18 protein-coding genes are annotated in these 23,520 nt (G+C 52.1%); 10 read left to right on the top strand and 8 right to left on the bottom strand.

The features are described 5' to 3' along the window. Positions 1-32: 32 nt before the first annotated feature. The 3 genes from M3223_RS18640 to M3223_RS18630 are packed head-to-tail and all read right to left on the bottom strand — an operon-like array spanning position 33 to position 1,457. On the bottom strand, positions 33-347 hold the full coding sequence (locus tag M3223_RS18640) for a DMT family transporter (protein ID WP_251564346.1): 315 nt from the start codon (positions 345-347) through the stop codon (positions 33-35). Then, complete coding sequence (locus M3223_RS18635) at positions 344-691, bottom strand: DMT family transporter (RefSeq protein ID WP_251564344.1); 348 nt, start codon at positions 689-691, stop codon at positions 344-346. Before M3223_RS18635 ends, M3223_RS18640 begins: the two co-directional genes overlap by 4 nt. Continuing rightward, the gene (locus M3223_RS18630) at positions 669-1,457 is read right to left on the bottom strand and encodes a MerR family transcriptional regulator (RefSeq protein WP_251564342.1); all 789 of its coding nucleotides are present in this window, start codon (positions 1,455-1,457) and stop codon (positions 669-671) included. The genes M3223_RS18635 and M3223_RS18630 overlap by 23 nt, the downstream gene beginning before the upstream one ends. 220 nt (positions 1,458-1,677) lie before the next feature. On the opposite strand from M3223_RS18630, the gene M3223_RS18625 reads away from it, so the two are divergent. Then, positions 1,678-2,064: a DUF2500 domain-containing protein gene (locus M3223_RS18625; RefSeq protein ID WP_251564340.1), complete on the top strand. Its 387-nt coding sequence runs from the start codon at positions 1,678-1,680 to the stop codon at positions 2,062-2,064. A gap of 52 nt (positions 2,065-2,116) precedes the next feature. On the opposite strand, the gene M3223_RS18620 is transcribed toward M3223_RS18625, so the two are convergent. Continuing rightward, positions 2,117-2,566: a CoxG family protein gene (locus M3223_RS18620; protein ID WP_251564338.1), complete on the bottom strand. Its 450-nt coding sequence runs from the start codon at positions 2,564-2,566 to the stop codon at positions 2,117-2,119. Positions 2,567-2,807: 241 nt separating this feature from the next. Between M3223_RS18620 and M3223_RS18615 the strand changes: the two genes are divergently transcribed. From M3223_RS18615 to M3223_RS18605, 3 genes are all read left to right on the top strand, one after another. Continuing rightward, positions 2,808-4,283 (top strand): sensor histidine kinase, encoded by a 1,476-nt coding sequence (locus M3223_RS18615; protein WP_251564336.1) that lies wholly within the window; start codon positions 2,808-2,810, stop codon positions 4,281-4,283. Between the two features lie 6 nt (positions 4,284-4,289). Then, positions 4,290-4,982, top strand: coding sequence for a response regulator transcription factor (locus tag M3223_RS18610; RefSeq protein ID WP_251564334.1), 693 nt, complete (start codon positions 4,290-4,292; stop codon positions 4,980-4,982). A gap of 127 nt (positions 4,983-5,109) precedes the next feature. Further along, the gene (locus M3223_RS18605; RefSeq protein WP_251564332.1) at positions 5,110-6,621 is read left to right on the top strand and encodes an S-layer homology domain-containing protein; all 1,512 of its coding nucleotides are present in this window, start codon (positions 5,110-5,112) and stop codon (positions 6,619-6,621) included. 325 nt (positions 6,622-6,946) lie between these two features. Here the strand turns inward: M3223_RS18605 and M3223_RS18600 are convergent, their stop codons facing one another. The 3 genes from M3223_RS18600 to M3223_RS18590 form a co-directional block, all read right to left on the bottom strand. Next, positions 6,947-7,498: a DUF1854 domain-containing protein gene (locus M3223_RS18600; RefSeq protein ID WP_251564330.1), complete on the bottom strand. Its 552-nt coding sequence runs from the start codon at positions 7,496-7,498 to the stop codon at positions 6,947-6,949. After that, positions 7,495-9,687, bottom strand: coding sequence for an ABC transporter ATP-binding protein (locus tag M3223_RS18595; RefSeq protein WP_251564329.1), 2,193 nt, complete (start codon positions 9,685-9,687; stop codon positions 7,495-7,497). The genes M3223_RS18600 and M3223_RS18595 overlap by 4 nt, the downstream gene beginning before the upstream one ends. Positions 9,688-9,955: 268 nt before the next feature. Then, a complete protein-coding gene (locus M3223_RS18590) occupies positions 9,956-12,097 on the bottom strand; it encodes an alpha-rhamnosidase (RefSeq protein WP_251564327.1) in 2,142 nt (713 codons plus the stop codon). A gap of 70 nt (positions 12,098-12,167) precedes the next feature. Here M3223_RS18590 and M3223_RS18585 point away from each other — a divergent pair, with 70 nt between their 5' ends. The 6 genes from M3223_RS18585 to M3223_RS18560 all read left to right on the top strand — a co-directional run bounded on the left by M3223_RS18585 (position 12,168) and on the right by M3223_RS18560 (position 20,679). Continuing rightward, positions 12,168-13,130, top strand: a complete 963-nt coding sequence (locus M3223_RS18585) for a helix-turn-helix domain-containing protein (RefSeq protein WP_251564325.1) — start codon at positions 12,168-12,170, stop codon at positions 13,128-13,130. 43 nt (positions 13,131-13,173) lie between these two features. Further along, complete coding sequence (locus M3223_RS18580) at positions 13,174-14,076, top strand: AraC family transcriptional regulator (protein WP_251564322.1); 903 nt, start codon at positions 13,174-13,176, stop codon at positions 14,074-14,076. A gap of 375 nt (positions 14,077-14,451) precedes the next feature. After that, complete coding sequence (locus M3223_RS18575; RefSeq protein ID WP_251564320.1) at positions 14,452-16,260, top strand: class I mannose-6-phosphate isomerase; 1,809 nt, start codon at positions 14,452-14,454, stop codon at positions 16,258-16,260. Beyond that, the gene (locus M3223_RS18570; RefSeq protein ID WP_251564318.1) at positions 16,250-17,188 is read left to right on the top strand and encodes an ROK family protein; all 939 of its coding nucleotides are present in this window, start codon (positions 16,250-16,252) and stop codon (positions 17,186-17,188) included. Before M3223_RS18575 ends, M3223_RS18570 begins: the two co-directional genes overlap by 11 nt. A 42-nt stretch (positions 17,189-17,230) precedes the next feature. Further along, positions 17,231-19,681, top strand: coding sequence for a glycoside hydrolase (locus tag M3223_RS18565; RefSeq protein WP_251564316.1), 2,451 nt, complete (start codon positions 17,231-17,233; stop codon positions 19,679-19,681). 131 nt (positions 19,682-19,812) lie between these two features. Next, entirely contained in the window at positions 19,813-20,679 is an 867-nt protein-coding gene (locus M3223_RS18560) for an AraC family transcriptional regulator (RefSeq protein ID WP_251564314.1), read from the top strand. A 38-nt stretch (positions 20,680-20,717) separates the two neighbouring features. On the opposite strand, the gene M3223_RS18555 is transcribed toward M3223_RS18560, so the two are convergent. Then, positions 20,718-23,360 carry a GH116 family glycosyl hydrolase gene (locus tag M3223_RS18555; protein ID WP_251564312.1) on the bottom strand — a complete coding sequence of 881 codons (2,643 nt, stop codon included), beginning with the start codon at positions 23,358-23,360 and terminating at the stop codon, positions 20,718-20,720. Between the last annotated feature and the right edge of the window lie 160 nt (positions 23,361-23,520).

The raw sequence follows: 23,520 nt of genomic DNA, 5'->3' as shown, positions 1-23,520 counted from the left end.
CTGCAAAATGCTCCGATGGTCGTAAAAAGCGTTTAAGTCGACAGCTTCAATCCGACCACCGCAAAAATAATGCCCAGAATGCAGCCTATCCGCAACCAGGACTTCGACTCCTTAAAAAAGATCATTCCGACAATAGCCGCGCCGACCGTGCCGATGCCAGTCCAAACGGCGTAGGCGGTCGACAGAGGGATGGTCGTCATGGCCTGAATGAGCAGCTGAAAGCTGATGACAAATCCACCGATTAACAGCAGATTGTTTGGCCAGTTGTTTTTTTCCGCCACTCTTTTAATTCCGATGACGCCGACAACCTCCAACAGTCCCGCCAATATAAGCAGCAGCCAGTTCATTTCGCGCCCCCTCCCTTCGCTGTCAGTTTTAATCCGATCATGCAGGCAAGAAGCAGCAAAATAAATCCGATTCGCAGCGGCGAAATTCCGCCCCCCGATACGACAGCATCAACCGCTGTTGTGCCAATCGTTCCCATTCCGGCAAATACCGCATAAACGGTGCCAACCGGAAGCACCTTGGTTGCCCGAATAATCAGATCAAAGCTGACAAGAAGCGAGATCAGGACGATCGCCCCGTTGATCGACTCGTATTTAAAGCCGCTCGCCCACACGATCTCAAGCATGCCTCCAATAACTACATACAGCCAAGCCCGCTGGTCGCTAATTGCTTTCTTTTCCTCCATTGTTAAGCTCATCCTCTCCAGAATGCTGCAAGTACCAATCGATCATCCGGTCTATATAATCCATAACATCTGTATCCATGCCATAAACTCGGGCTTCCTCACCCTGCTCAGGTCTGATATTGTCCCAATATTTCTCAATAAGCTGCTCGTCATGGCCGAACCACTCCATCGCCAGCTCCAGAATTTCTCCGGCCAGCTGCTGCGATTCCGGGGACTCCGGCGGCTCATGAAGCCGCTCTCTGATCTGCCGAATCAGCTTCGCCCAAGCGAGATTCCGCTCGTCATTATCGCCCAAATCCGGCAGTCCCTTTATAATCTCGCTCTCCTGCTCGGTAAAATTGCGGGTCAAAAACCGGTCTCTCATCTCGGGTGTCACATTCAGCGCCCGAATGAACAGGAAAATATCTTCCGGATCAATTTCACCCTTCATCTCGTAAGCATAACGGGCGTTGAGCAGCAGTTTCTCCATTTCGTCAAGCCGCTTGCGCTCGTTGCGGATGGCCGCCAGCTCCATCTGCAGATAGGACTCCCACTGGGCCGCTTCAAGTCCAGGGCCTGAACCAAGCATTTCTTTAATAGAGGCAAGCGTGAAGCCCAATTCCTTCAAGGCTGATATATGCTGAAGACGTTTAATTTCCGCCTCGGAATAGTAGCGGTAACCCGATTCGGCCACCTGCGCCGGTTTGAGAAGGCCAATTTCATCGTAATACCGTAAGGTCCGGATCGATAAGTTCGTTTGTTTGGCGAGTTCGCCGATTCGGTACATCAAGTGTTTCACCTCTAGGTCTAGAATAAAGTATGACGTTTACGTGAGAGTCAAGAGCCAGCGTTTAAATGATGTGCAGGTTGACAGGTTTCGACATTTACTGCAGAACAACAATGGTACTATTTCCTGGGCAATATCCTCGGCAATTTCCTTTTTATGTAACCTATGGATACTCCAATCGTACACTATCTTAATTATTACTGTTAGAGGAGGACTTTACATGTTATTGGGACCGCCTGATGGAATGAACATCATGTTTACAATCGTACCCATCATTATTGGAATCGGGTTTATTTTTATCTTCGCCATGATTATCGCCTCAGCTGTTAAATGGGCGAGAAACACCAATTCGCCTGTAAATACGGTATACGCAACGATCATTTCCAAACGGACCGAAGTCTCCGGCAGCTCGGGCAGCCATTTTAACAACTCGATTCATACAAGGGGCTCCACCCGAACTCATTATTACGTCACATTGGAACTGGAAAACGGGCAGAGGCAGGAGTTTCTCGATGTGAAAAAGCTCTATGGTCTTGTCGTTGAGGGAGATGAGGGATATGCACAAGTTCAGGGGGAGTGGATTGTAGCTTTTGAGCGAAGCTCTTGACTCGGATTTTTAATAGAGAAAAACCGGTCCCTAAGGCCGGTTTTTCTGCTGTTTATTGAGATTTAGGTACGGAGAGTTTATCTGCAACAGCCTTGGTTAGCGATTCAACGTTTTTCGGTACAAACTCCTTCATCACACTGTTCATCATCATCGCCATGAAGCCTTGGCCGCGAATTTCTAGAAATCCCGTAAGCCGCGTTGAGGTTTCCCCCAGAGACACCGCTTCAAAACGACCCGCTCCTTCAACCGGATCGGACAGGCCGCTCAGCTGAAACGCAATTTTTGAAGGCTCGGCAAGCTCCTTAATGTTGACCTGCAGTTTAATCAGCTTTGTCGTGATGCCGAGGTCACCTTTGAAGGTCCAGGTTGATTCACGCTCGTTTATAATCTCATGTCCAATATATCCGGTCATCAGCGGCTCCCAGTTGGCAGGATCCTTCAAAAACCTCCATACTTGTTCAAGGGGTGCCTCCACATCAACCGCATAAGTTCCGGTAGGCATTCGCATCCGCTTCCTTCCCGCTTCGATTTACACTCAAGGAGCTTTAAGATGCCGTATAACCACAAAGTAAGCGCTATCATTTGTTTATCATAGCGATTCATTCACGTCAATAACGGAATGCCCGGCACTTTTTTCCTCATCCGCTTCATGGTACCATGAACGCTGCATGAATAAAGCGCTGAGACCCCATCCTAACAAATAAAATATAGTCGCTCGCTCAAACTGTGAAAGGAGGAATACGATGTCGATCCGCTTTAGGCTGCTGCTGTCCTTCACCTCCGTTGTCGTCGTTTCGGTCATTTTGTTCGTTCTTGCGGCGTACTTGCTGTCGATTGCCGTAACGGGCGATGTTCGGAGCTTCAACAGCTTTTATAACATTCATTACTCCCTGAACCCGTTATCGGAGGAAGAAGAGAATCTGTTCCTTGACCTTAAATACATCGCAAAAAACGATCCCGGGCAGCTAAAGGATCAGACGCTGCTCCAGGAATTTGATACCCGGCTGAAAATGGTGCAGGCCGGTCTCATCGTTAGGGAGGACAACTCCGTCATCTACTCCGCAGCGTCGCTCAACGGGTTGGATCTGTCCACGATTTTGCCGGCTTACGAAATGGGCAATAATTCGATCCGAAATACGATGAACAAAGGAACCCGTTTTTTCTCCTATGCCAAGTTTGATTTTTATTTCTCGCCGGAAACGGGGGAACGCGGCAGCATTTATGTCTTCCATGAAAGAAGTCCGTTTGCCCAGGTTGTCCGCCAGATGCTTCCGCTGCTAATCGGGCTGTTCGCCGCCATTCTGCTGCTTACCGGCTGGCTGCTCTACCGTTACGTCACCCGTAAAATCATTCAGCCGCTTGACCGGCTGAGGCAGTCCGCCGAGCTGATCAAGGACGGTGATTTGACCTTCCAGCTGCAGTCGTCTTCGCGCGATGAGGTCGGGCAGCTTGTCCAAACCTTTGATCAGATGCGCCAAAAGCTTTACGATTCCATCCAGCTGCAGCTCCGGTACGAGGACAACCGCAAGCAGCTGCTGTCGAATATTTCCCATGATTTGCGAACCCCGATCACAACGATTAAAGGGTACGCGGAGGGAATTCGGGACGGCGTTACGAATACTCCCGAAAAGCTGGACCGTTACGTTGCGGCGATTCATACAAGGGCGTCCGATATGGAGCGGCTAGTGCAGGAGCTTCTATATTATTCCAAGCTCGACTTGAACAAGGAGCCTTATTCCTTCATCCGGCTCGAGCTGAGTCCGTTTTTGCACCGGATTGCGGACGAGCTGGCGATTGAGTTTGAAAATAATGCTGTGGAAGTAACCTGGGAGGAAGAGCTGGGAGGGCCGCTGTTCGTGCTTGCCGATGCCGAAAAGCTGAAGCGGGTTGTCATGAACCTGCTCGACAATTCGTTAAAGTATATGAATCAGCCTCCGAAACGGCTGAACATCACGATTCAAAGAACAGATAAGCAGGCCGTCGTGATCGTTGCAGACAACGGCCCCGGCCTTGAAGAGTCCTCCCTGTCTCAAATATTCGAGCGGTTTTACCGCGAGGAGCCTTCCCGCAGCCAAGCTATCGTAAGCGGCAGCGGGCTCGGGCTGGCCATCGCCAAGCAAATCATCGAAGGCCACGGCGGTTCAATCTGGGCGGAAAGCAAGCCCGGCAGCGGATTAAGCGTTTATTTTACCCTCAAATTATATGAAGATCGTCGGTGATAAGAGATGAAGCGCATATTAATTATTGAAGATGACCCGTTGATTGCAGAGCTTGAAAAGGATTATTTTCTGCTGCATGACTATCAGGCGGATATTTGTCCCGATGGCCACGAAGGCCTGAAAAAGGCGCTGAGCGGCGACTATGATCTCATTATTCTCGATCTGCAGCTGCCGGGAGTGAACGGCTTTGACATCTGCCGCGCGATCCGCGAGCAGCTGGACGTTCCGGTTCTGATCGTATCCGCCAAAAAAGACGAGCTCGACAAAATCCGGGGCTTCGGCCTCGGGGCCGACGACTTTGTCACCAAACCGTTCAGCCCTAATGAGCTGGTTGCAAGAGCGAAAGCGCATCTCTCCCGTTACGAGCGCTTCACCGGCAATAACCGCGGCAAACAAAGCAATCAGCTGCATATTCGGGAGCTTACGATCGATAAATCGTCGCGGCGGGTATTTGTGCACGGGAATGAAGTGACGCTTACGACCAAGGAATTCGAGGTGCTCCTCTTTATGGCGAATAACCCGAACCGGGTGTTCAACCGCGCCGATCTGTTTGAGCGAATCTGGGGAATGGATTCCAATGGAGATATCGCTACGGTAACCGTCCATATATCGCGCATCAGGGAAAAGATCGAAGCAGACCCTTCCAATCCGCAGTTTATCGATACGGTGTGGGGCGCTGGCTACCGGTTCACGGTATAGGTGGCTCTTTAAACATTGTTATCCGTCTGTTTAGAAACTGTTTAGACTTCCTTATCCCTCTGTTTAGCTGGCTCGTCTAAGATGAATTCAAGGACGAAACAACAACGACAGGGAGGAATCATTCCTTATGAAAAAACAGATCAAACAAACGGTAGCCGTAGCGGTGCTAGGCACGATGATCGGCGGAGCCGTATTATTGCCGGGCCAGGCACAGGCGCAAACGCCAGCTCAGCCTGCTGCTCAACCTATTTCCGCCAGTTTGGGACAAGCGCCGCTGCTTAATTTCACCGAACAAATCGAGCAAGCGATTAACCAGCTCGTTAACCAGCTCGTCCTTTCCGGATATGCCGATGGACAAATGCGCGCGGACAAGCAGGTGAGCAACGCCGAGCTTCTCAAAATGGTCGTGCTGTCGCTGAAGCTGGAGCCAGCCGATACGGAGAAAAACAACCGCAGCAGATGGTACACGCCTTATGTGGAAACAGCGGTTAAGCATGGTCTGATCGAAAACACCGATCAATTTCAGCCGAACCAGCCGGCAGCCGCCGCTGATGCTGCTGTTATGATCGCAAAAGCGCTGCAGCGCGACGTCAAATCGGTTCAATACTGGATGAACGGCTTTGGCATCGGCGGCCAAACGATGACTCGCGGCGAAACCGCTCAGCTGCTGCTGCTGTCCCAAAAAGCAATCCGTTCCGCAAATGCTGAAATCACGTCCATAAAGGCGCTGAACAAAATTACGCTGGAAGTTACGTTCACCTCGCCGCTCGTTTTGGCGGACGAAGCTACCGATAAGGCAAACGCCAACTTTGCCTTCAGCAATAACCTGAAGCTGGTCAACCAGCCGCGCCTCAAAACCGGCTCCATCTCCACTTATATTGTGCCGGTGCAGACGATGACGGAAGGCATGGTGTACACGACGAACTACAAAGGCAAAGACCAGCATAGCGTAACCGCCAGCTCGGAAACCATCCGTCTGAACGAGGTTCGCCAAGTAACGGCTGACACGTTTGAAGTGGACTCTTTCCGTGAGGACGGCGTCATTGATTACGGCTACCTGATTTCCGCATACTCCGGCGGCCGCGGCGCTAATGCAGCTGTTCTGGACGAGAACAACCGCGTGAACGGACAGCCGATGCAGGTGATTCCATCCCTTGCACAGCGCCAAGCAACGCTCACTCCTGAGAACGGGCAGCCGATTACGGTTAGCTACGTGGGCTTCACCCAGTCGACCGACGGCAAACAAGAGCCTAAGTTCCGCCTTCCGGCTGGAACTACGCTGCAGCCGGGCGTGAAGTACACCGTGACGTCGGACTGGTTCGTGCTGGAGAACAACACGTTCACGGCGCAAGCCATCGCTCCGCTGACGATTGCATCCGTGGAAAAAGCAGACTCCTCCGTGCTTAACGTTACGCTGAGCGAAGACCCTGGCGACGAGCTGTTCGCTTACCGTTCCATTCAGCTGAAAGGCTCCGACGGCACGACGCTCACCGCTCAATACAAGGTTCAAACCCGCAAAGGCGCAACCGGCGTGTTTGAGCTTCAAAACAACGGCAAGCTGGCCGCTGGCGTTGAGTACGAGGTGGTTCCGCTGGGCAGCTGGGCGGTAGCGGCTGGAATTCAGCTCGCCGGGAATTAATGGCGTGCTGATTCAGTGAAATAGTGACCGCTGCGCCCAAGATCGGCCCTCCGATCGCTGTTGACCTCAGATTTCTTTGAATTAACATCGCTCAAGCGGTAGAAATCCGACGTCAAAGGCGAACGCTGACGCTTCTCCGGGCTCGATCTTGGGCTCCGCTCTCCGCCTCACTGGAATTTTAAATAGATGAGGGCCATTCTCAAGATTACTTCGCTTGAGAATGGCCTGAGTTAAAAAGATGAAGCTTCCATTCCCGCTAATGATGGGTTTGGAAGCTTCATTTGCGTTGGATAATTACTTTTGAACGGACCTCGGTCCGCCTAGCCTACATAACGTCCCGAAGCTGCCGCTTGCTATGGCTGTCCAGCTGCTCATAATCGCGGATTTCGCAGCGTTTACCATTCATATCGGTCAGGATGACACGGTTGTTCCCCGGAAACTGCATGAACTCGTGCAGGTTGCGCATGACGATCCGCGTATCGCCCAGATTCGTCCCCAGCTCCCAAATCCACAGATCGGCCTTTTGCTTAACGGACTCGATTCGCGTCACGATCGGGAGGAAATACCGCAGCTGCAGCTCCTTTTCGATCTCCGTCCGGCTCTCCCGGTCCAGCAAAGAGATGTCCCGAACGATGCCAATCTCTTCGTTTTTGGGATTGCGCACGGAAATGAACTGTGTCGTATATCGAAACGGAAAGACGCGGAACAATACGATTTCATCATAGGCCTTTCCTTCTATTACCGCTTGGAAAACGCCCCCTGAGCTGCGGCTGAAGGAAATCCGTTCCGGCTCCAGCAAATGAATTTCGAACGGGTCCTTTTCGGCCAGCTCGGCAGGCTGCTCTTCCTGCACTTCCTTCACTTCAAGTTCGTTCACGCGCTCTCAACCCCCTTGATTTGGGACAATTCCTTCTGAGCCTCAACCAGCTTGAAATACGCGCCTTCCGCCTGGAGCAGCTCCTCATGTGTGCCAACCTCGACGATTTTGCCGTGATCCAGCACGACAAGCCGGTCGGCGTTGCGCAGCGTGGACAACCGGTGAGCTATAGCAAATGTTGTCCTGCCCTTTACAAGACGCGAAATCGCCTCCTGAATCAGCCGCTCCGTTACCGTATCCACCGAAGCGGTCGCTTCGTCCAAAATTAGAATTCGAGGATCGTGAATGATTGCCCTAGCGATCGCTACCCGCTGCCTTTCTCCTCCAGACAGCTTATGTCCGCGCTCGCCCACTCTTGTGTCATAACCGTCCGGAAGCTGCACGATAAAGTCATGGGCATTGGCGATTTTGGCTGCGCGCATGACGTCCAGCTCCGTTGCATCCGGCTTGGAATAGGCGATATTTTCTGCAATAGTCCCGTCAAACAAGAATGTTTCCTGCAGCACAACCCCGATCTGCTGGCGTAGATCGTTCTGGCTGATCGTGCGGATATCGTTGCCGTCAATCGTAATCGTACCTTCGTCACTGTCGTAGAAACGGCAGATCATATTAATGAAGGTCGATTTCCCGGCGCCCGAATGTCCAACCAGACCGATCATTTCCCCTGCTTTGACGTTCAGGCTGATGCCTTTAAGCACGGGATGATGTTTTTCGTAGCCGTACGTAACCTGCTTGAACTCGACATCGCCTTTAACGCGTCCGATGTTAGCCGGATTTACCGTGTCCGGCACATCCGCCGGCGTATCCATAATTTCAAATACGCGGTCCGCCGCCGATATGGCATGAGAAGCCCAGTTCAGCATTTGGCTGACCCATTGAAGCGGGCCGAGCAGCATGCCCAAATACGTAATCATCGCAATAAGCGTACCGATCGACATCCCGTCGTTCAGCACGTTCCGGCCGCCGTAAAACCAGATGAGCAGCGTACCGGCGCCTGCGATCAGGGAGAAAATCGGGAATACTCCCTGCCATATGCCCTGAACACGGATGTCAGACTTAATGAGATCGCGATTGGAAGCCGAATAGCGGGACGTCTCCGCTGACTCTTGGCCGAACGCCTTTACGACACGAATGCCCTGCAGGGAATCGCCGACAATGGAGTTGAGCCGGAAGACCGACCTCCACTGCTGGTACCAGAGACGGCCCATTTTAGGCCATAATAGACTGGACATAATAATCATCAGCGGCGTCGGCAGCAGTGCGAGCAGCGTTAGCTTCCAGTCGAGACTGAACATAATAATGGCTATGGCTACAACTCTTAAAAACTCGCCGGATACCCAGATGACACCATCGGTCATAAACTGCCTCATCGCCTCGGAATCGCTATTGACCCTTCCGATAAACTGCGACGACTGCCTGCGGTCAAAAAAGGACAGCGACAGCCGCATCAAGGACTGGTACACGTCCCGGCGCAGATCGCCCATCAGCTTGGAGCCGATCCATACTCCGATCAGTCCCCGCACAATCTGCATTCCCGTCAGTACAACAGACGTTGCGGCCAGGCCGACAACGATCCACAGAAGTGCTGAGCCCATATCCTTCGGCGTGAGCACATCGTCCACGAGCCTTTTGGTCAGGTACGGCGGGATGAGCTCGATCAAGGTCGTCAGGATGAGCATGATTGCAGCCGCAATCATTTGTTTGCGGTAAGGCTTGGCATAACTGAGCATCCTTAGCAGGACTTTTCCGTTGTTTTTGCAGACCGGGCAGGCCAGCGAGTCATGCGACAGCGGCGTGCGGCATTTCGGGCAGAGACGCGGAAAATCCTTCTCCGATGCCGTCGGCAGCTCCTCGCCTTTGGCGAGCGCGCCGATCAGCTTGGCGACATGGCCAAAGATCGATGTAAGCGCTGCCGTATACCGCAGCACGATGACCGGCCCGCGCTTTGTATCTGCAATAAGCGTGCCGCCTCCGACGCCGCCTGCTACACGGGCATCGGTAATATCCGATAAAGGGAGACTGGAGGTTAAATTTCCATCCTCGGCCCATATCGCTACTTCCGTACGGGTCAATATTAGCCATTGTTTGCCGAATTGTCCGTCATTCATCAAATCCGTTGCCGCATAAAACAGCGGCTGCTCTTTCAATTGAGCCTCGATTGTTATGGGAATCTTCTCAGTAAATTCCATGATCTTCCTCCAATCTTCACTTTCCCATTAACTCACAATCGGCTACCGTGGTAAAGCGCAAAAAGGACTATAGTCATTCTTTTCCAGATCGGCTCTAAAAGTCCTGCGAGAACCTGCCTGCTGCGCCAAAAGTCAGGCTTCCGCCCGCGATTAATCTCGGTTTTACGCGAATTTCCAGAGCCTCAGCGGTTCAAGGTGTAACGGAATTGAATCACAAAAAAACCGGGGGCCATTGCTGGCCATCCCGGCTTATCTCCTAACTTTTGAATTATCCCTTTACGCTGGCTTCAATTTTTTGAACCGCCGCATACGCAACGGTATACGTCTTGCCCGCCTCGACAATCAGCTCATAGCGATTTTTGCCTACTGCCGTTACAGCTCCATTATTACACGAAGGCTCGCTGCTGCTGACGAAGGCCAGCACGCCAGTGCCCGACGTCGTCTTTACGCGGATGGACGCCAAATCCATCTCAACCGTGACCTCGCCTTCGCCGATTGGCACCGTGCCCTTCATCTGCGTGAGTCCGCCAAGATTAGGCTCGATCCGGTATTTGCCGTAGCCCGGCTCCGACGGAGTGACGCCGAGAAAGTATTTTCCGATCAGGTAGACTGGACTTGCTCCCCAAGCATGGCAAAGGCTTTTGCCAAACGGCATGCCGTACATCCCGTAATGCGCATCATCCGCCAGAGACGGATCATACTCTTCCCAGAATGAAGTCGCGCCGAGCTTAATCATACCGCCCCAGTACGATAAGATCTCTTTGCGCACAAAATCATGCTCTCCGCTCTCGCACAGCACGGCCAGCTCATGGAACCGCATATACGGTGTGCGGATGCGCGGCACATCCGGGTTGAGCAGCACATTGCGGATGACGCTTTCCCGCTGCTCCGGCGACAAATACCCAAACGTCATGGCGAACATGCCGGCATGTTTCGTCAGTGTCGGTTTGGTCTCTCCATCCACCCTGTGATGCAGCAGTCCGCCCTCTTCCTCATCCCAGAACAGCCGCAGCGTCGTCTCCTTAATCTCTTCAGCGAGCGCCGTATAAGATGCGGAAGCCGCTTCATCGCCGAGCAGCGAAGCGAACAGGCTCATCGCCTCCAGGCTGCGGGCCAGCAAAATTTGCTCCGTGCTGACGGCTCCGCTGTTGTCCAGATCCGCCCAGTCGACGAACACCCAATCCTGCGGTCTGCCCTCGACCAAACCTTCCTCGTTGCGCTGCTTTAGGCAGAACTCCATCAGGCTCACGGCGCGGTCATAATACTGCTGCACAAAGCCAAAGTCGCCAGTGTACAGATAATAATCATACAGCGAAATGAACCAGTAGAAGGAGTAGTCCAAAATGGTGTTGATGTGCATCGTCAGCGGATCTTTACCGCGCAATGCCGCAAGCGTGCGGCGTGTCACATCCAGATCGAAAAAGCTGTAATAGTTCATCAGAAACGACTGATAAGCGTCCCCGGACCATACCCAGCGGTCCCGCTTGATGCCGTCGATAAAAAATTCCCGCGTATTCAAATGCAGCGTGTACAGCGACATATCGTAGATCTCGTTCAGCTGCGGATCCGAGCATTGGAACGAGCTCCGGTAGTCCAGCGGCACATACTCGTACAGCATCGACACCCGCTCCCAGGTTACGCCGGGCTCAGCATGAATCCAGACATAACGGAAAGCTCTGCTTTCTCCTAGCGTGTACACGCCCTCCTCGGCGTATGCCGCTCCCGCGGCAGCTTCAAACCGGTCCGTTAAAACGCTAAACTCGGTGGACAGCGCCTCGGCCATCGACTCTCCGTAATAAATCTGCACCTTGCCTTCGCCCTTCATTCCGTGAAACCGCAAAAATCCAAACGTTTCCCGGCCGAAGTCCAGCAGCTCATGACCGTCCTGAATCTCCCGCGCAACCGGCTCCTGCGGCTCAAGAGCCAGACGGAACTGCGACGGCCGGTTGTCCGCCGAGTGAAACGTCCAGGCACCGGCGTTTACGAAGTCGCTTTGGTATGAGGTTACCTTCCACGAAGAGTCCGTCCGAATGTTCTCCCCTTCTATAAACAGAGCCGGAGCCTCGGTGTCGTTATACACGCATATGGCCAAGTCATGGCGGCCCGCAGGAAGGGTTACGATTGAATCGTTCGTTCGAATGTTATCCCTGCCGTCGAGATGCAGCGAGAACATTCCCTCGGCCGTGATGCGGACTGTTTCTGCCTCGGGCAAATCATACGTATAGTGGAATCTGACGTTGGAATAATGGCGGTCTATTCTCCATGTGGTCGGGTACATGACGCCGCGCATCCGGCGTTTAACCGATATTTTCTCCAGCAGACGAATTTCGAAATCACCGGGATACCAGATCCAGGTTGCCGCGGGTTTTGCAGTCCCCTCGGGCTTCTTTAGCTTTACGTTTGGTTCCATAACAGCATCCCCTTTCCCGCTTCTACCGCTTGATTGTATAATAGTCGGACAGAACAGAAAGCCGGGGGAAGTGACAACCAACATGGTGAACGGTGACATTTTGCAGCAAAAGCATCCGAAAAAAGCAGCTAAAGCGCCTATCCATCATTCAGTTGGCGTGGATCATTTTCACGGCGATTTTCCGCTCTACATGAACCGCTGGAAAGAGGGCTTCGAGCTGCGGGAGCATGACCATGATTTCTTCGAAATCGCCTATGTTATGGCTGGAGAAGGGTATCATTACGTTGGAGAGAGCGTCGAAAAAACCGGAAAGGGCCTTCTCTATCTGCTTCCGGTCGGGACTCCGCATCTGTTCCGGCCCAGCAGCACGGCGGACAACCACCGGCTTATCGTGTACAACCTATGTATCCGGACGGACTTCCTTGGCGGCCTTAACCATTGGCTAAAAGGGTATGGCGACGACGGGGAAGCGCTCTCGCTGTTTGATGGCGTTCCGGGCAGCTTCGCGGCGGTAATGGACCGGACGATGGAGCTGGGACCGATTTTCGCAGCCATGCTCAAGGAATTTGAGGAACAGCGATTGGGCTATCGGACAAACATGCTGGCCATGCTCATGGAGCTGGCGGTGCGCATTACGCGGCTGCAGCAGGAGACGGAGCCGCCTATGGCGGATTACGCTTCTGCCGGGCGAAACAGCCGCGCCGTTATGGCCGCAATGCTCGATTATATCGACCGGCACGCGCCGGAGCCGCTCACCGCCGAGCAGCTTGCACAGCAGGCCGGCATAAGCCGCCGGCATTTTATCCGGCTGTTTCAGCAGGCAGCGGGCATGGGATTTTCGGATTATGTACAGCTTAGGCGGATTGAGCATGCCTGCCGGATGCTTGCGGGGACGGACCACAAGGTGGCGTATATCGCCAAAAGCTCCGGTTACCGCGACACCGCTCATTTTCGCGAGGTTTTCCGCAAGCTAATAGGCATGTCTCCAAGCGAATACCGCAAGGGCGCGGCGCGAACAGGCCCTCATGCCTGACTGAACGGAATCGGCCATATCATTGTACGAGGAGGGAAACGGGATGCCGGATCAAGATTTTAGAAGGGCCAATGCCTTGCTCAATCAGCATCTGTCCAGCCTTGCCGGGGAGGAGGTTTCCTTCCGCATTCATTATTGGGGGTTCATGCCGGAGCACTACAGCAACTCCCGGCATCGGCATTCTTTTTTCGAAATTTGCTACGTTCATGAAGGAACCGGAGAATATACGGACGGGGAGACCGACTATGCGCTGAGCAGCGGCGTTTTGTTCTGCTCCAGGCCCGGCATTTGGCATCAGATTCGCAGCGAGCAGGGGCTAAATCTGTTTTTTGTTGCGTTTGAGCTGGACGAGACAAAATCCTCCGATACATACAGCCGCAGCTTCCGGCACCTTGCCCAGCGAGGCAGCATTATGGCTGACCCGCGTGACGCGGCCCTATCCGCCAAAATTTGGCAGACGATGTTTGGCTTCCTCTCCGGCAAACAAACGGTGCCTAAGGATGTCGTCCGGCATCTGGCCTTGTCGCTGCTGTTATCCTTTCTGCCAGGCTTTTCCGCCGCGCCGGAAACAGGCGGACAAACACTGGACGAGATGAACGGAGAACGCCGCCTGCTCAAGCGCTCCAAGCTGTATATCGAGGACAATCTGTCCTCCTCTCTGAGAATCGACCACGTAGCTCAGGAGCTGGGCATATCGGCCCGGCATCTGTCGCGGCTTTTTCACGATCAGCTTGGCCAGACGTTTGTGCATTACGTGCAGGAGCGCAGAGTGCAAAAAGCTAAGGAATGGCTGCTGACCAGCGACATTGCGATCAAGGACATCGCCGAGCGCTCCGGGTTTGAGTCCGTGCATTATTTTACCCGTGTCTTCACAAAGATGCTTGGAGTCGCTCCCGCCAAATTCCGCAAATCCCAGTTCTCGGAGGGCAGACAGAACCCGGATTAATACAACGCAACTGAGGAGCCTTATTTAAGGATTTCCCCCTCTTTCTGCAATCTAGCGCAACTGAGTCGTCTTATTGAGGCTTTTTTCAGCAAAATGCCCGTAACCAGGCGCAATAGCGCTTCTGAGTTGCGTTAGACATTCGAAAAGATCAAATTTGGCGAATTAACGCTTCTGAGTTGCGTTAGAGCGCTCGCCAGTAAGGATGCAGCTAGCCCCAGGTCACGGTTCCCGCCTCTATAGCTTAATCATTAGTCTCCGCCCCCTCTAAACCCCCATGTCCGAATTGTACAAAAATCAGAACGGTCTTTCTAAAGATTATAATTCCCCGTCTTCTTACAATGAAGGTATTCAAACACATGTAGGAGTTGGGTAACCATGTTTCAGAAAAGACCTGTTAATCCCGTTCGTGCTTATCCGATCGATCCCGGCGCCGAGGCGCCGTATGCCGCAGCTGGACTGCAATCCGGGTTTGAGGCGATCACCTCTCCTCTGCTCCAGCTTGCGGGACAGGGCAACCCTGTCCACGCCGTCATTGACGGCACGCATGGAGCCAGCTTCCAATCCGTCATCCGCCGGGCCGTAGACGCGCTTGAGCAGCAAGGACATCGCGTGATCGTGCTTGGCAGCAGCAGCTTCCTGCGCTCCGGCGAGGAGCTGCGGCAGCAGTTCGCCCGCAACATTACCGACAACCGCGCCTTCGGTTACGTTACCGATGCTGCGATTGAGGCGTATTTCCTCCCCGATGCCAGGGAAAACTATGCCAACATGCTGCAAGCTGCCCAAGCGGAAGCTCCGGCCGTCGTCATTACCTTCGGCCCAGGCTCCTATTGGCTTGCCCAAGAGAGCTGCGAAATCAGTTATTTCCTGGACGTTTCGCGCGAGCAGCAGCAGCTGGAGCACAAAGGTCAGCTGCTTAACTTTGGCTTCAATTGGAATCGCGACGAGGTCGAAAAGTACAAAATTGCGCTATTTGTGGAATGGCCGGTGCTGGAGCCTTACCGCGCATCCATTCTGGAATCCGTGCATTACTACGTTGACATGAATCAGCCGGCCAATCCTGTATTAGCGACGACTCGCTCTTTGCGCGGGATGATCTCCAGCATTGCGGGCGCTCCGCTGCGCGTGAAGCCGTTTTTTGCTCCAGGCGTCTGGGGCGGCCAATATCTCAAGCAGCTTGCCGATCTGCCCGAGGATTGGGCCAACTGCGCGTGGGGCTTTGAGCCGATTGCACCAGAGAACTCTATCCTGGTCGAATATGACGGGCAGCAGATTGAGATTCCGTTTCTGATCGTCATGTTTTACGAGCATCGCTCCATTCTGGGTGATCGGCTCACAGGACTGTTCGGCGATTATTTCCCGATTCGCTTCGACTACTTGGATACGATGGACGGCGGCAGTCTGTCGCTGCAGGTTCACCCGAAACAAGAATATATTCGCAGCCAGTTCAACGAGCCTTTGCCTCAACAAGAGTCCTATTACATCATGGAGCGCGACGAAGGCGCGACGGTTTATTTGGGGCTGACGGAGTCATGCACGGAGCAAGGCTTCCTCGGCGCGGTGCAGGAAGCGCAGCAAACCGGCGTTCCAATCCCGTTTACGGACTACGTCAATGCTTATGAAGCCAATAAAGGCGATCTGTTCCTCATTCCGACAGGCACCGTCCATGCGGCAGGCACGAACAATTTGGTGCTGGAAATCTCCTCAACAACCTGGTGGTTCACGTTCAAAATTTACGATTACCTGCGCAAAGGAATGGACGGCAAGCCGCGCCCGATCAACATCGATCACGCCGCTGGCAACATCGATTTTTACAAAAAAACGGAATGGGTCGAGCAAAATCTGATCCCCTCCCCCGTTCTGCTGCAAGCGCAGGGAGAAAACGAGGAGTATGTGCTCGGCCAGCGTGACGATCTGCTGTTTTACGTTCACCGCCTCCATCTGAGCGATGAATGGCGGGATCATACCAACGATGAGCTTGTGATGTACAACCTGGTCGAAGGAGAAAAAGTCCGCATCGTCTCCTGCGCCGACGAATCCGTGTTTGTTGAATTCCAATACGCGGAATCCTATATTCTCCCTGCCGATCTTGGAGAGTACCGAATCATCAACCTTGGCAGCGCTCCTTGCAAGCTGATTAAAGCCGGCGTGTCCAAGGCTTGGGATGTGAGCTTCCTTGAAGCTTAAAGCTGTCATCGCCCTGGATGTGGGCGGTACGTTTATCAAAAGCTGCCTCGTAATCGACCGGCTTCCGCTCCCGGCAAGCCGGATGCAGCTTCCTGCTTTATCCGACCGGAGCGAGGATGAGATCGTTGAACAATGGCTCGTTATGATTCAGCGGCATTTCCAGTTTTGCGCGGAGCAGTTTGGCGAAAAGGCTGCGGCGGAAGCGCAGTGGTCCGTCGGACTGGCGTTTCCCGGCCCATTTAACTACGAGGATGGAATTTCTCTTATTCAGGGGTTAGGAAAATTCGAAGCTCTGTACGGGCGTAACCTCAAACAAGCTTTGCGGCTGCGCCTGGAGCAATCCGAAGGCGGCTGGGCCGAGGCGCTGCGGAGCGCGGACATCCGATTCGCCCACGATGCCCGGATGTTTGCTCTCGGAGTCGGCGCAAGCTTCCCGAATGAACGGCTCATCGCATTGACGCTTGGCACGGGGCTTGGCTCCGCCTTCATCGATCCGGACGGGGACGAGCCTCCGCCCGGCATACCCGCTAACGGCTGGCTGTACAACGAGCCGTACCGGGGCGGAATCGTCGACGACGCTTTTTCCAGCAGAGGCCTGCTTTGGTTGGCGGAGGAGCACGGCGTTCTTTTACCCGGAATGGATGTGAAAGAGCTGGCGGCTGCGGCGAGAATCGGCGGCGATGATCGGTGCAAAAAAGTGTTCGATGAGTTCGGACGGAGGCTGGCTGAGATGATGATCCCTTACATTCAAGCCTTTCAGCCCGGCATTATCGCGTTTGGCGGCCAAATATCGAATTGTTATGATTTGTTCGGAGCCTCCCTCCGGGTCTGCTGGAAGTCCAATAAGCTTGAAGTGAACGTCCACATTCCTGAGGATTTGCTGGAGCCTACGTTTATCGGACTTTTCCGTTTATCCGAGCAGCAATAGAACGCCAATCATGCGGCCCACCGCACAAAGGAGAGAACTAACTTGACCACAAAACAACCGTGGAAGTTATATGCCATTCATCATTCTCATACCGATATCGGATATACGGAGCGCCAGGAGCGCATTCAGCAATACCATGTCGATTTCATCCGTCAGGTGCTGCATATTTTGCGGGAAGTCGAAACAGGCCGCCGTCCGGAATGGCGCGGCTTTAAATGGGTGTGCGAGACGTTTTGGCCGATTGAGACGTTCCTGACCAAAGCGAGCGAACTGGAAAAAGAGGAGTTCGAAGCGGCCGTGCGCCGGGGAGATATCGGGCTTTCCGGCACCTATCTCAACATGACGGAGCTCGTCGGCAAAGAGCTGCTGCAATCGATGATCGGCCGCGTCCGCCGCTACGGCGAATCGATCGGCGTGCCGGTTACTAGCGCCATGACCGCCGACATTACCGGATTCAGCTGGGGGTATGGCCAAGTATTGCTGGATGCAGGCGTTCAAAATTTAATTACCTGCATTCATACGCATCACTCCATGTTCCCGCTGTGGCGGAAGCAGCAGCCTTTCTGGTGGGAAATGCCGAGCGGCGAGCGGCTGCTGACGTGGAACGGCGAGCACTATATGTTCGGCAACGATCTCGGCCTTATCCCGGGACTCGGCGGCTCCTATATGGTAAGAGACGAATTCGATACCTCGAGCGGCGGGGTTACGTTTGAGATTGCCGAAGCGCGGATTCACCGGTACGTAGACCGGCTGGAGCAGGACGGTTATGCGTTCCGCTTTGCCCCGGTCATGTTCTCCGGCCTGCCTACGGACAACGGATCGCCGAACCCGCAAATTATGGAATTCGCAGCTGAATGGAATGAAAAACACGGCGAGCGCGTGCAAATCGTGCCTGTTACCTTGGACCAGTTTTTTGCGGAAGTGCGCCTGCATGCCGAGCTGAACCCCGATGACATCCCTGTACACCGCGGAGATTGGCCCGACTGGTGGACGGATGGCGTAGGATCAACGCCGAAGCATGTGCAGGTTTATCGCGAAGCGCAGCGCGCTTACCAAAAGGTGAAGAGATTAGACCCTCAAAACGAGGTCGTGTCTCAAGCTTCCATGCAGGACTTGGAATATCAGCTGACCCTTTTTGCCGAGCACACTTGGGGTTATCATTCATCGGTTTATGAACCGTGGAATCCGTTTGTGCAAGAGCTGGGCTTGCGTAAGGAAGCATTTTCAGCCAATGCCAGCACGGCGGCGCATCGCGCGTTATACGACATTCTTGAGCATAAGGGCGAAGCGCTTCTTGCCCCGAACCGTCCGATGAAATTTAAGCTAACGAATCCGTTTGAATACGCGCAAGAGGGCATTGCACAGCTGATTATGGAGGGCTGGCATTACAACCTCGTTAAAGACGGCTTTGAAGTCCGCGACGAAGAGAGCGGAGAGGTGTACGCAGCTCAGCTGGACCGCGTCATGCGCGGCGTTATTGTGAGCCTCCCCGTTACGCTCCAGGCTGGTGAAGAAAGAACGGTTCAGATTCACCCGGTTAAAAACAACACGGTTCGAACCGCCTATCAGAATGATTATGTGGCAACGGATGCCATCATGGATGTCGATGTGACGCATGAAGAGCAAGCCTTTAGAGTAACATCGACGTACATCGACACGCCGTTCGTAAGGATCGAATGGGCTAAAGGCGCCGGCATTACCGCTTGGATCGATAAACGGACCAACAAGGATATGCTGCGGGAGGACCGCAATCACAATCCGTTTACGCCTGTATACGATGTGACCAACGCCACTCCCAAGCTCGATGTTTATACGATCCGCAACAAAATGGGACGCAACCGTAAAGGGCCGGACGCGGTTACTTCAACGGGGGTTCTCACCAAGGCAGAGGTGCTCTCCAAAGGTGAGCTCTATGCAACGGTCCAGCTGACATTTGAGGTAGCTGGCTGCTCCCATTATTCACTGCTCATGACGGTTTACGCCAACCTGCCGCGAGTCGATGTAGCTGTTCGTATGCACAAAGACAGCGTATGGGCGCCGGAAAACCTATATATTTCCCTTCCATTCGGAAGTCCGGTCATGAGTGAAACCGAGCAATTGTGGATCGACAAAATGGAAGCTCTCACCCGTCCTCGCAAAGACCAGCTGCCGGGCAGCTTGGCAGATTACTATTGCTTGGGTGAAGGCGCCGCTTATGTATCCGCGGATAACGGCGTTGCAATCGCCATGCCGGATACGCCGCTCATCCAGCTAGGCTCATTGGATTACGGGTTCCGTCTGCTAAGCGGAGACGCCAAGCTCCAGCAGGATCCCGGCCATCTCTATGCATGGGCGATGAACAACTATTGGGAAACAAACTTTCCCGCTACTTTGGGCGGCTTCTACGAGTTCCGATATTACGTAGCTTGGGGCGAAAAGTACAATACGCCTGAGGCGGCGATTGGCGCATGCCGCAGCATGAATGCGGGAATTTTAACTTGGAGAAGCAAGTGATTTAGAAGTAAGCAGAATAACCCTCGGCGCTACTTGGAGAGCGGTGCCGGGGGTTATTTTATAATAGTTGTCACTATTTAATCTGGCATTCAACGTGTATATTATATACGTAACTAGTTGGAGGTTAGCCGATGAATTACTCCTTTACTTCCCACAAAACGGATGACAGAAGCAATGTCGATCTTGCCTTATACGAATGCGGCGAAGAGCAATATCACCCTCATTATCACGTTGGGCCGGCTGCAAGAGATTATTTTCTGATCCATTACATTGATCGTGGCAAAGGCATTTTTAAAACCAAAAACCAAACCTATGAAGTGAACAAAGGTGACGGCTTTATTATCTATCCGGGAGAAGTTGTATACTACGGAGTAGAGGAAGACGACCCTTGGCATTGCTACTGGGTGGGCTTCCATGGCATGAACACTTTGCAATACCTGGAGCAATGCGGCCTGAGTGAAACGAACCGCTTGTTTCATTTTGATGACGACAGCCTTCTCGTGGAGAATATGTCATCCATCATTCAAGCTTCCAGCGACTTTTCCATCCCGTATATTAAAAGCTTAGGGTTATTATATATTTTCTTTTCTCTCTTAACGGAACAACACAATAAGGAAAACAACCATTTCGCGAATATAAGCAAGGAAAATATACATGTTCTGCAGGCTGTGCAGTATATTCAGCATCAATATATGCACGATATTAAAATTTCCGATCTAGCCGACCGCTTAGGTTTTAATCGCAGCTATTTTTGTTCGATTTTTAAAAAGTATATGATGGTTTCTCCCAAGCAATATTTAATGAATATTCGAATCGCCCGAGCCTGTGAGCTGATGAAACATTCCGATCTGAATATTTCGGAGATTGCCCGCTCCACCGGCTTTAATGACCCGTTATACTTTTCTAAAATCTTTAAAAGACAACGATTCCATTCTCCGCAGGTTTACAAAAGCCAAGAGCTTTGGAAGCAGGAAGATAACTCCATCGCACAAAAATAAGGTACTGCCCTTTGGAAGCGGCAATACCTTATTTATATTTATTGTGCCCGCCCGGCAACTAATGTCATATCGGGTTTAAGCGTAACATTTTGAGCAAATTTAATGACGGTGCGGTCTGCATCTTCAATTATTTCGCAGCTCATTTTCTCGCCATTGACCTGCACTTGATCAATCGATTTACTATTCAGCACGAGGGTTTGAAAGCTCATTTCGCCCACCGTACATTGGAGCTCAACCTGATCCGATTTTTTGCTGAAACGGCCATATCCGGAAGGCGCAAACCAAGGAGCTTGAATGCTCCCCACCGGAGGCGCAAACGTAACCGTGCTTTTGGGAACGTCCAATTTAAAGCCCGAAGCCGATAATAGAATCGACCATCCCGCCATGGCCCGGTAGTAATGATCTCCGCATTCTTCATGATTAAATATTCTTCCCGCATGAATATACCTTTGATCCACGTTGTGGGATAACTCAATCGCCTCATCCACATGGCCATACTCCATTAAGGCCGAAACAAACGCGTATTCAATACCCGACCAGTTCGCCTCTGCTTGAACATTGCGATGGGTATACAACGTCGGCTTGGCATGTTTCGGATATACCGCATTGATGAGCCCCGTCTCCGTGTGGTAATTATGCTTAAATACAGCTTTCAGCGCTTTTTGCGTGAGCTCTTCCGGGATGAAATTGCCTAATCCGATCAGCTGAGCAAACCACTGTCCGTCGATCTGATCCGCCATGCAGCACTCATCTCTTACTTCGCCATCCACCCACAGGCTAAAATACTCGTCATTCCATAACTTCTGTTCAAAATTCTTTTTGCCAATTTCCAGCATGTTTTGCCATTTCGTTTTAAGCTGCTCTTCCCCAAGATCATCGGCCAGGCGGGACGCCGCAAGCAACGCTGCCAGCCACAAGCTGCTTATATAAGACGGCGTTCCTTTGAACTGCCACGCATCATACGTATTGCTTGCTGTCTCCGTATCCGGCAAACAGTCTCCGTCCTGGTCAATTTTTTCAATGCTGTCCATAGCCCGTACGATGGAATCCCAAAGCCTTCTCACATAGCCGATATCGCCGGTCCAAAGATAATCGCGGCAAACGAGCAAGACGTATTGCGGATTCATGTCCACGCGGTCAAACCCGTTATCTACGGAACAAAAATCGGGAGTAAAGAAGTGATGCACTCTCCCGTCTTCTCGTTGAAACTTTGCGCCAAGCTCCATCTGCCCTAGCTGCAGATCCGGAAATAGCGCCAATAGATTAAACGATCCCTGATACGTAATATCCATCGTATGGAATCCGCAGCTTCCGTAACCTTCCCAGATGGAAAAATCTCCTTGTTTAGACCACCATGAGCTTTTAATTACGGTATTTAACTGATTCGTCCAATTGTTCACGAAAGAAGCATGAGTGTCAGAAGCGACTACCTCGTCCGCGAATCTTTTTACCTTATTTAAAATATCGTTCGAATTGGCGCTCAGATAGTCGTTCACTTCTTGAGCATCCTTGAACCAATTCGTATACATATGCCCGACAAAGCCGCCTTGATCGCTAAAATGATTCGGGAAGTACCAGGAAACGATAAACTGAATTTCTTTTTTCTCTCCCGGTTTTAACGTAATGCTGGAACAAAGCGCGGCGTCGCCCCAAGACTCAAACCCTTCGGCATCCTTAAGGATGCTGTTCATTTGTTCTCTGATGACGCGAATAAACTTTATTTTTCCGGCTGTATCCGCCAACAGCGCTTGATCGATCTCAAGAATGCGTTGATAAGGAGGATTTGAGCTCGCTATTTCAAGGATTTGCGACATCAGCTCGTTAATTTGCGCATCGTTTAATTGCTGCAGCTCTTCATCGGTGATCTGGGCGATCGCTCTAGGAAGGGTCTCCGTCCCTAAGTTAGGCAGCTTGCCCGTCTCTCTAAAGTCAAACAGATACGATTGCTCCGTAACGCCGAACTCGCCCTCCAGCACAAAATTACCAAAGTAGCTTGAGAAATCGCCTTGAATATAACTGTTATCTCCGCCGCTGACGGAAAAGCTGATGCTTCCGTTTTGCTGGCGAGCTTCATTGGAATCGCTGCTCATTGTAACGGAAACGCGGTCATCGCTTTGGTGAAGGCGATTTCTCAGCTCCCGGTTTTTCAACCCTCTATTAATCGGGTTTTTCAGTTTTCCAAGCAGGGATACTTCGACATTCTCGTCGCTGGTGTTTTCAACCGAAAAAGTCGCATAGAAGCCTGGCGTTCCGCTTACACGGGAATCTAAAGGAACAAAAGGCGAAGTAAACTCCGAACGGATGTTAACGGGAAGACTTTCATCCAGGTAACTCAGCTCACTGATTGGAAAAGACGCCTTATAGTGTATTTCCTTAACCTCTTTATGCCAGGAATACATCATGGACCGAAACTCTCCGCCATCCAAGTCATGCGACAGCTTTCTGAATTTCGGCATGTCCTCTCCTTGTTTGGTACGGATATAAAAAGGCATTACATTTGTATCGTAATCGTACAGGTTTTCCAGCTTGTATTTTTTAGCCTCCCTGGATGCCCATTGCCCCAGGTTAAACATATGCCAATCCTTCAGCACGCCGTTTTGATTAATTTCAACCGTTCCTGCGCCAATGCCGCCTAGAGCCATCCCGTTCCGCTGCATTTTCTTATTTATAATCGATTCCATGAATATCCCTCCTGTTGATCAAATTATAAGCTTGATCCGGGCCAATCGATTAGACATAAACTTTGAAAAAATATGGACAAATGTTAGTTTCCGTCCCATGCGTCCACACCTCTCAAAACGGATTGAATAGGATACAAGCATGAAGCGATAGATAGGAGAG

Origin of the sequence: Paenibacillus pasadenensis (genome assembly GCF_023715725.1) — a bacterium.
GTDB classification, from domain to species: domain Bacteria; phylum Bacillota; class Bacilli; order Paenibacillales; family Paenibacillaceae; genus Paenibacillus_O; species Paenibacillus_O pasadenensis_A.
This window is presented reverse-complemented; position numbering and strand designations above follow the sequence as displayed.

What these genes read in the sequence shown, in the direction of transcription:
- M3223_RS18640 (WP_251564346.1), bottom strand. Translation starts at nt 347, where the DNA reads ATGAACTGGCTGCTGCTTATATTGGCGGGACTGTTGGAGGTTGTCGGC.
- M3223_RS18620 (WP_251564338.1), bottom strand. Translation starts at nt 2,566, where the DNA reads ATGCCTACCGGAACTTATGCGGTTGATGTGGAGGCACCCCTTGAACAA.
- M3223_RS18580 (WP_251564322.1), top strand. Translation starts at nt 13,174, where the DNA reads ATGCCGGATCAAGATTTTAGAAGGGCCAATGCCTTGCTCAATCAGCAT.
- M3223_RS18635 (WP_251564344.1), bottom strand. Translation starts at nt 691, where the DNA reads ATGGAGGAAAAGAAAGCAATTAGCGACCAGCGGGCTTGGCTGTATGTA.
- M3223_RS18555 (WP_251564312.1), bottom strand. Translation starts at nt 23,360, where the DNA reads ATGGAATCGATTATAAATAAGAAAATGCAGCGGAACGGGATGGCTCTA.
- M3223_RS18615 (WP_251564336.1), top strand. Translation starts at nt 2,808, where the DNA reads ATGTCGATCCGCTTTAGGCTGCTGCTGTCCTTCACCTCCGTTGTCGTC.
- M3223_RS18595 (WP_251564329.1), bottom strand. Translation starts at nt 9,687, where the DNA reads ATGGAATTTACTGAGAAGATTCCCATAACAATCGAGGCTCAATTGAAA.
- M3223_RS18605 (WP_251564332.1), top strand. Translation starts at nt 5,110, where the DNA reads ATGAAAAAACAGATCAAACAAACGGTAGCCGTAGCGGTGCTAGGCACG.
- M3223_RS18610 (WP_251564334.1), top strand. Translation starts at nt 4,290, where the DNA reads ATGAAGCGCATATTAATTATTGAAGATGACCCGTTGATTGCAGAGCTT.
- M3223_RS18630 (WP_251564342.1), bottom strand. Translation starts at nt 1,457, where the DNA reads ATGTACCGAATCGGCGAACTCGCCAAACAAACGAACTTATCGATCCGG.
- M3223_RS18560 (WP_251564314.1), top strand. Translation starts at nt 19,813, where the DNA reads ATGAATTACTCCTTTACTTCCCACAAAACGGATGACAGAAGCAATGTC.
- M3223_RS18625 (WP_251564340.1), top strand. Translation starts at nt 1,678, where the DNA reads ATGTTATTGGGACCGCCTGATGGAATGAACATCATGTTTACAATCGTA.
- M3223_RS18590 (WP_251564327.1), bottom strand. Translation starts at nt 12,097, where the DNA reads ATGGAACCAAACGTAAAGCTAAAGAAGCCCGAGGGGACTGCAAAACCC.
- M3223_RS18575 (WP_251564320.1), top strand. Translation starts at nt 14,452, where the DNA reads ATGTTTCAGAAAAGACCTGTTAATCCCGTTCGTGCTTATCCGATCGAT.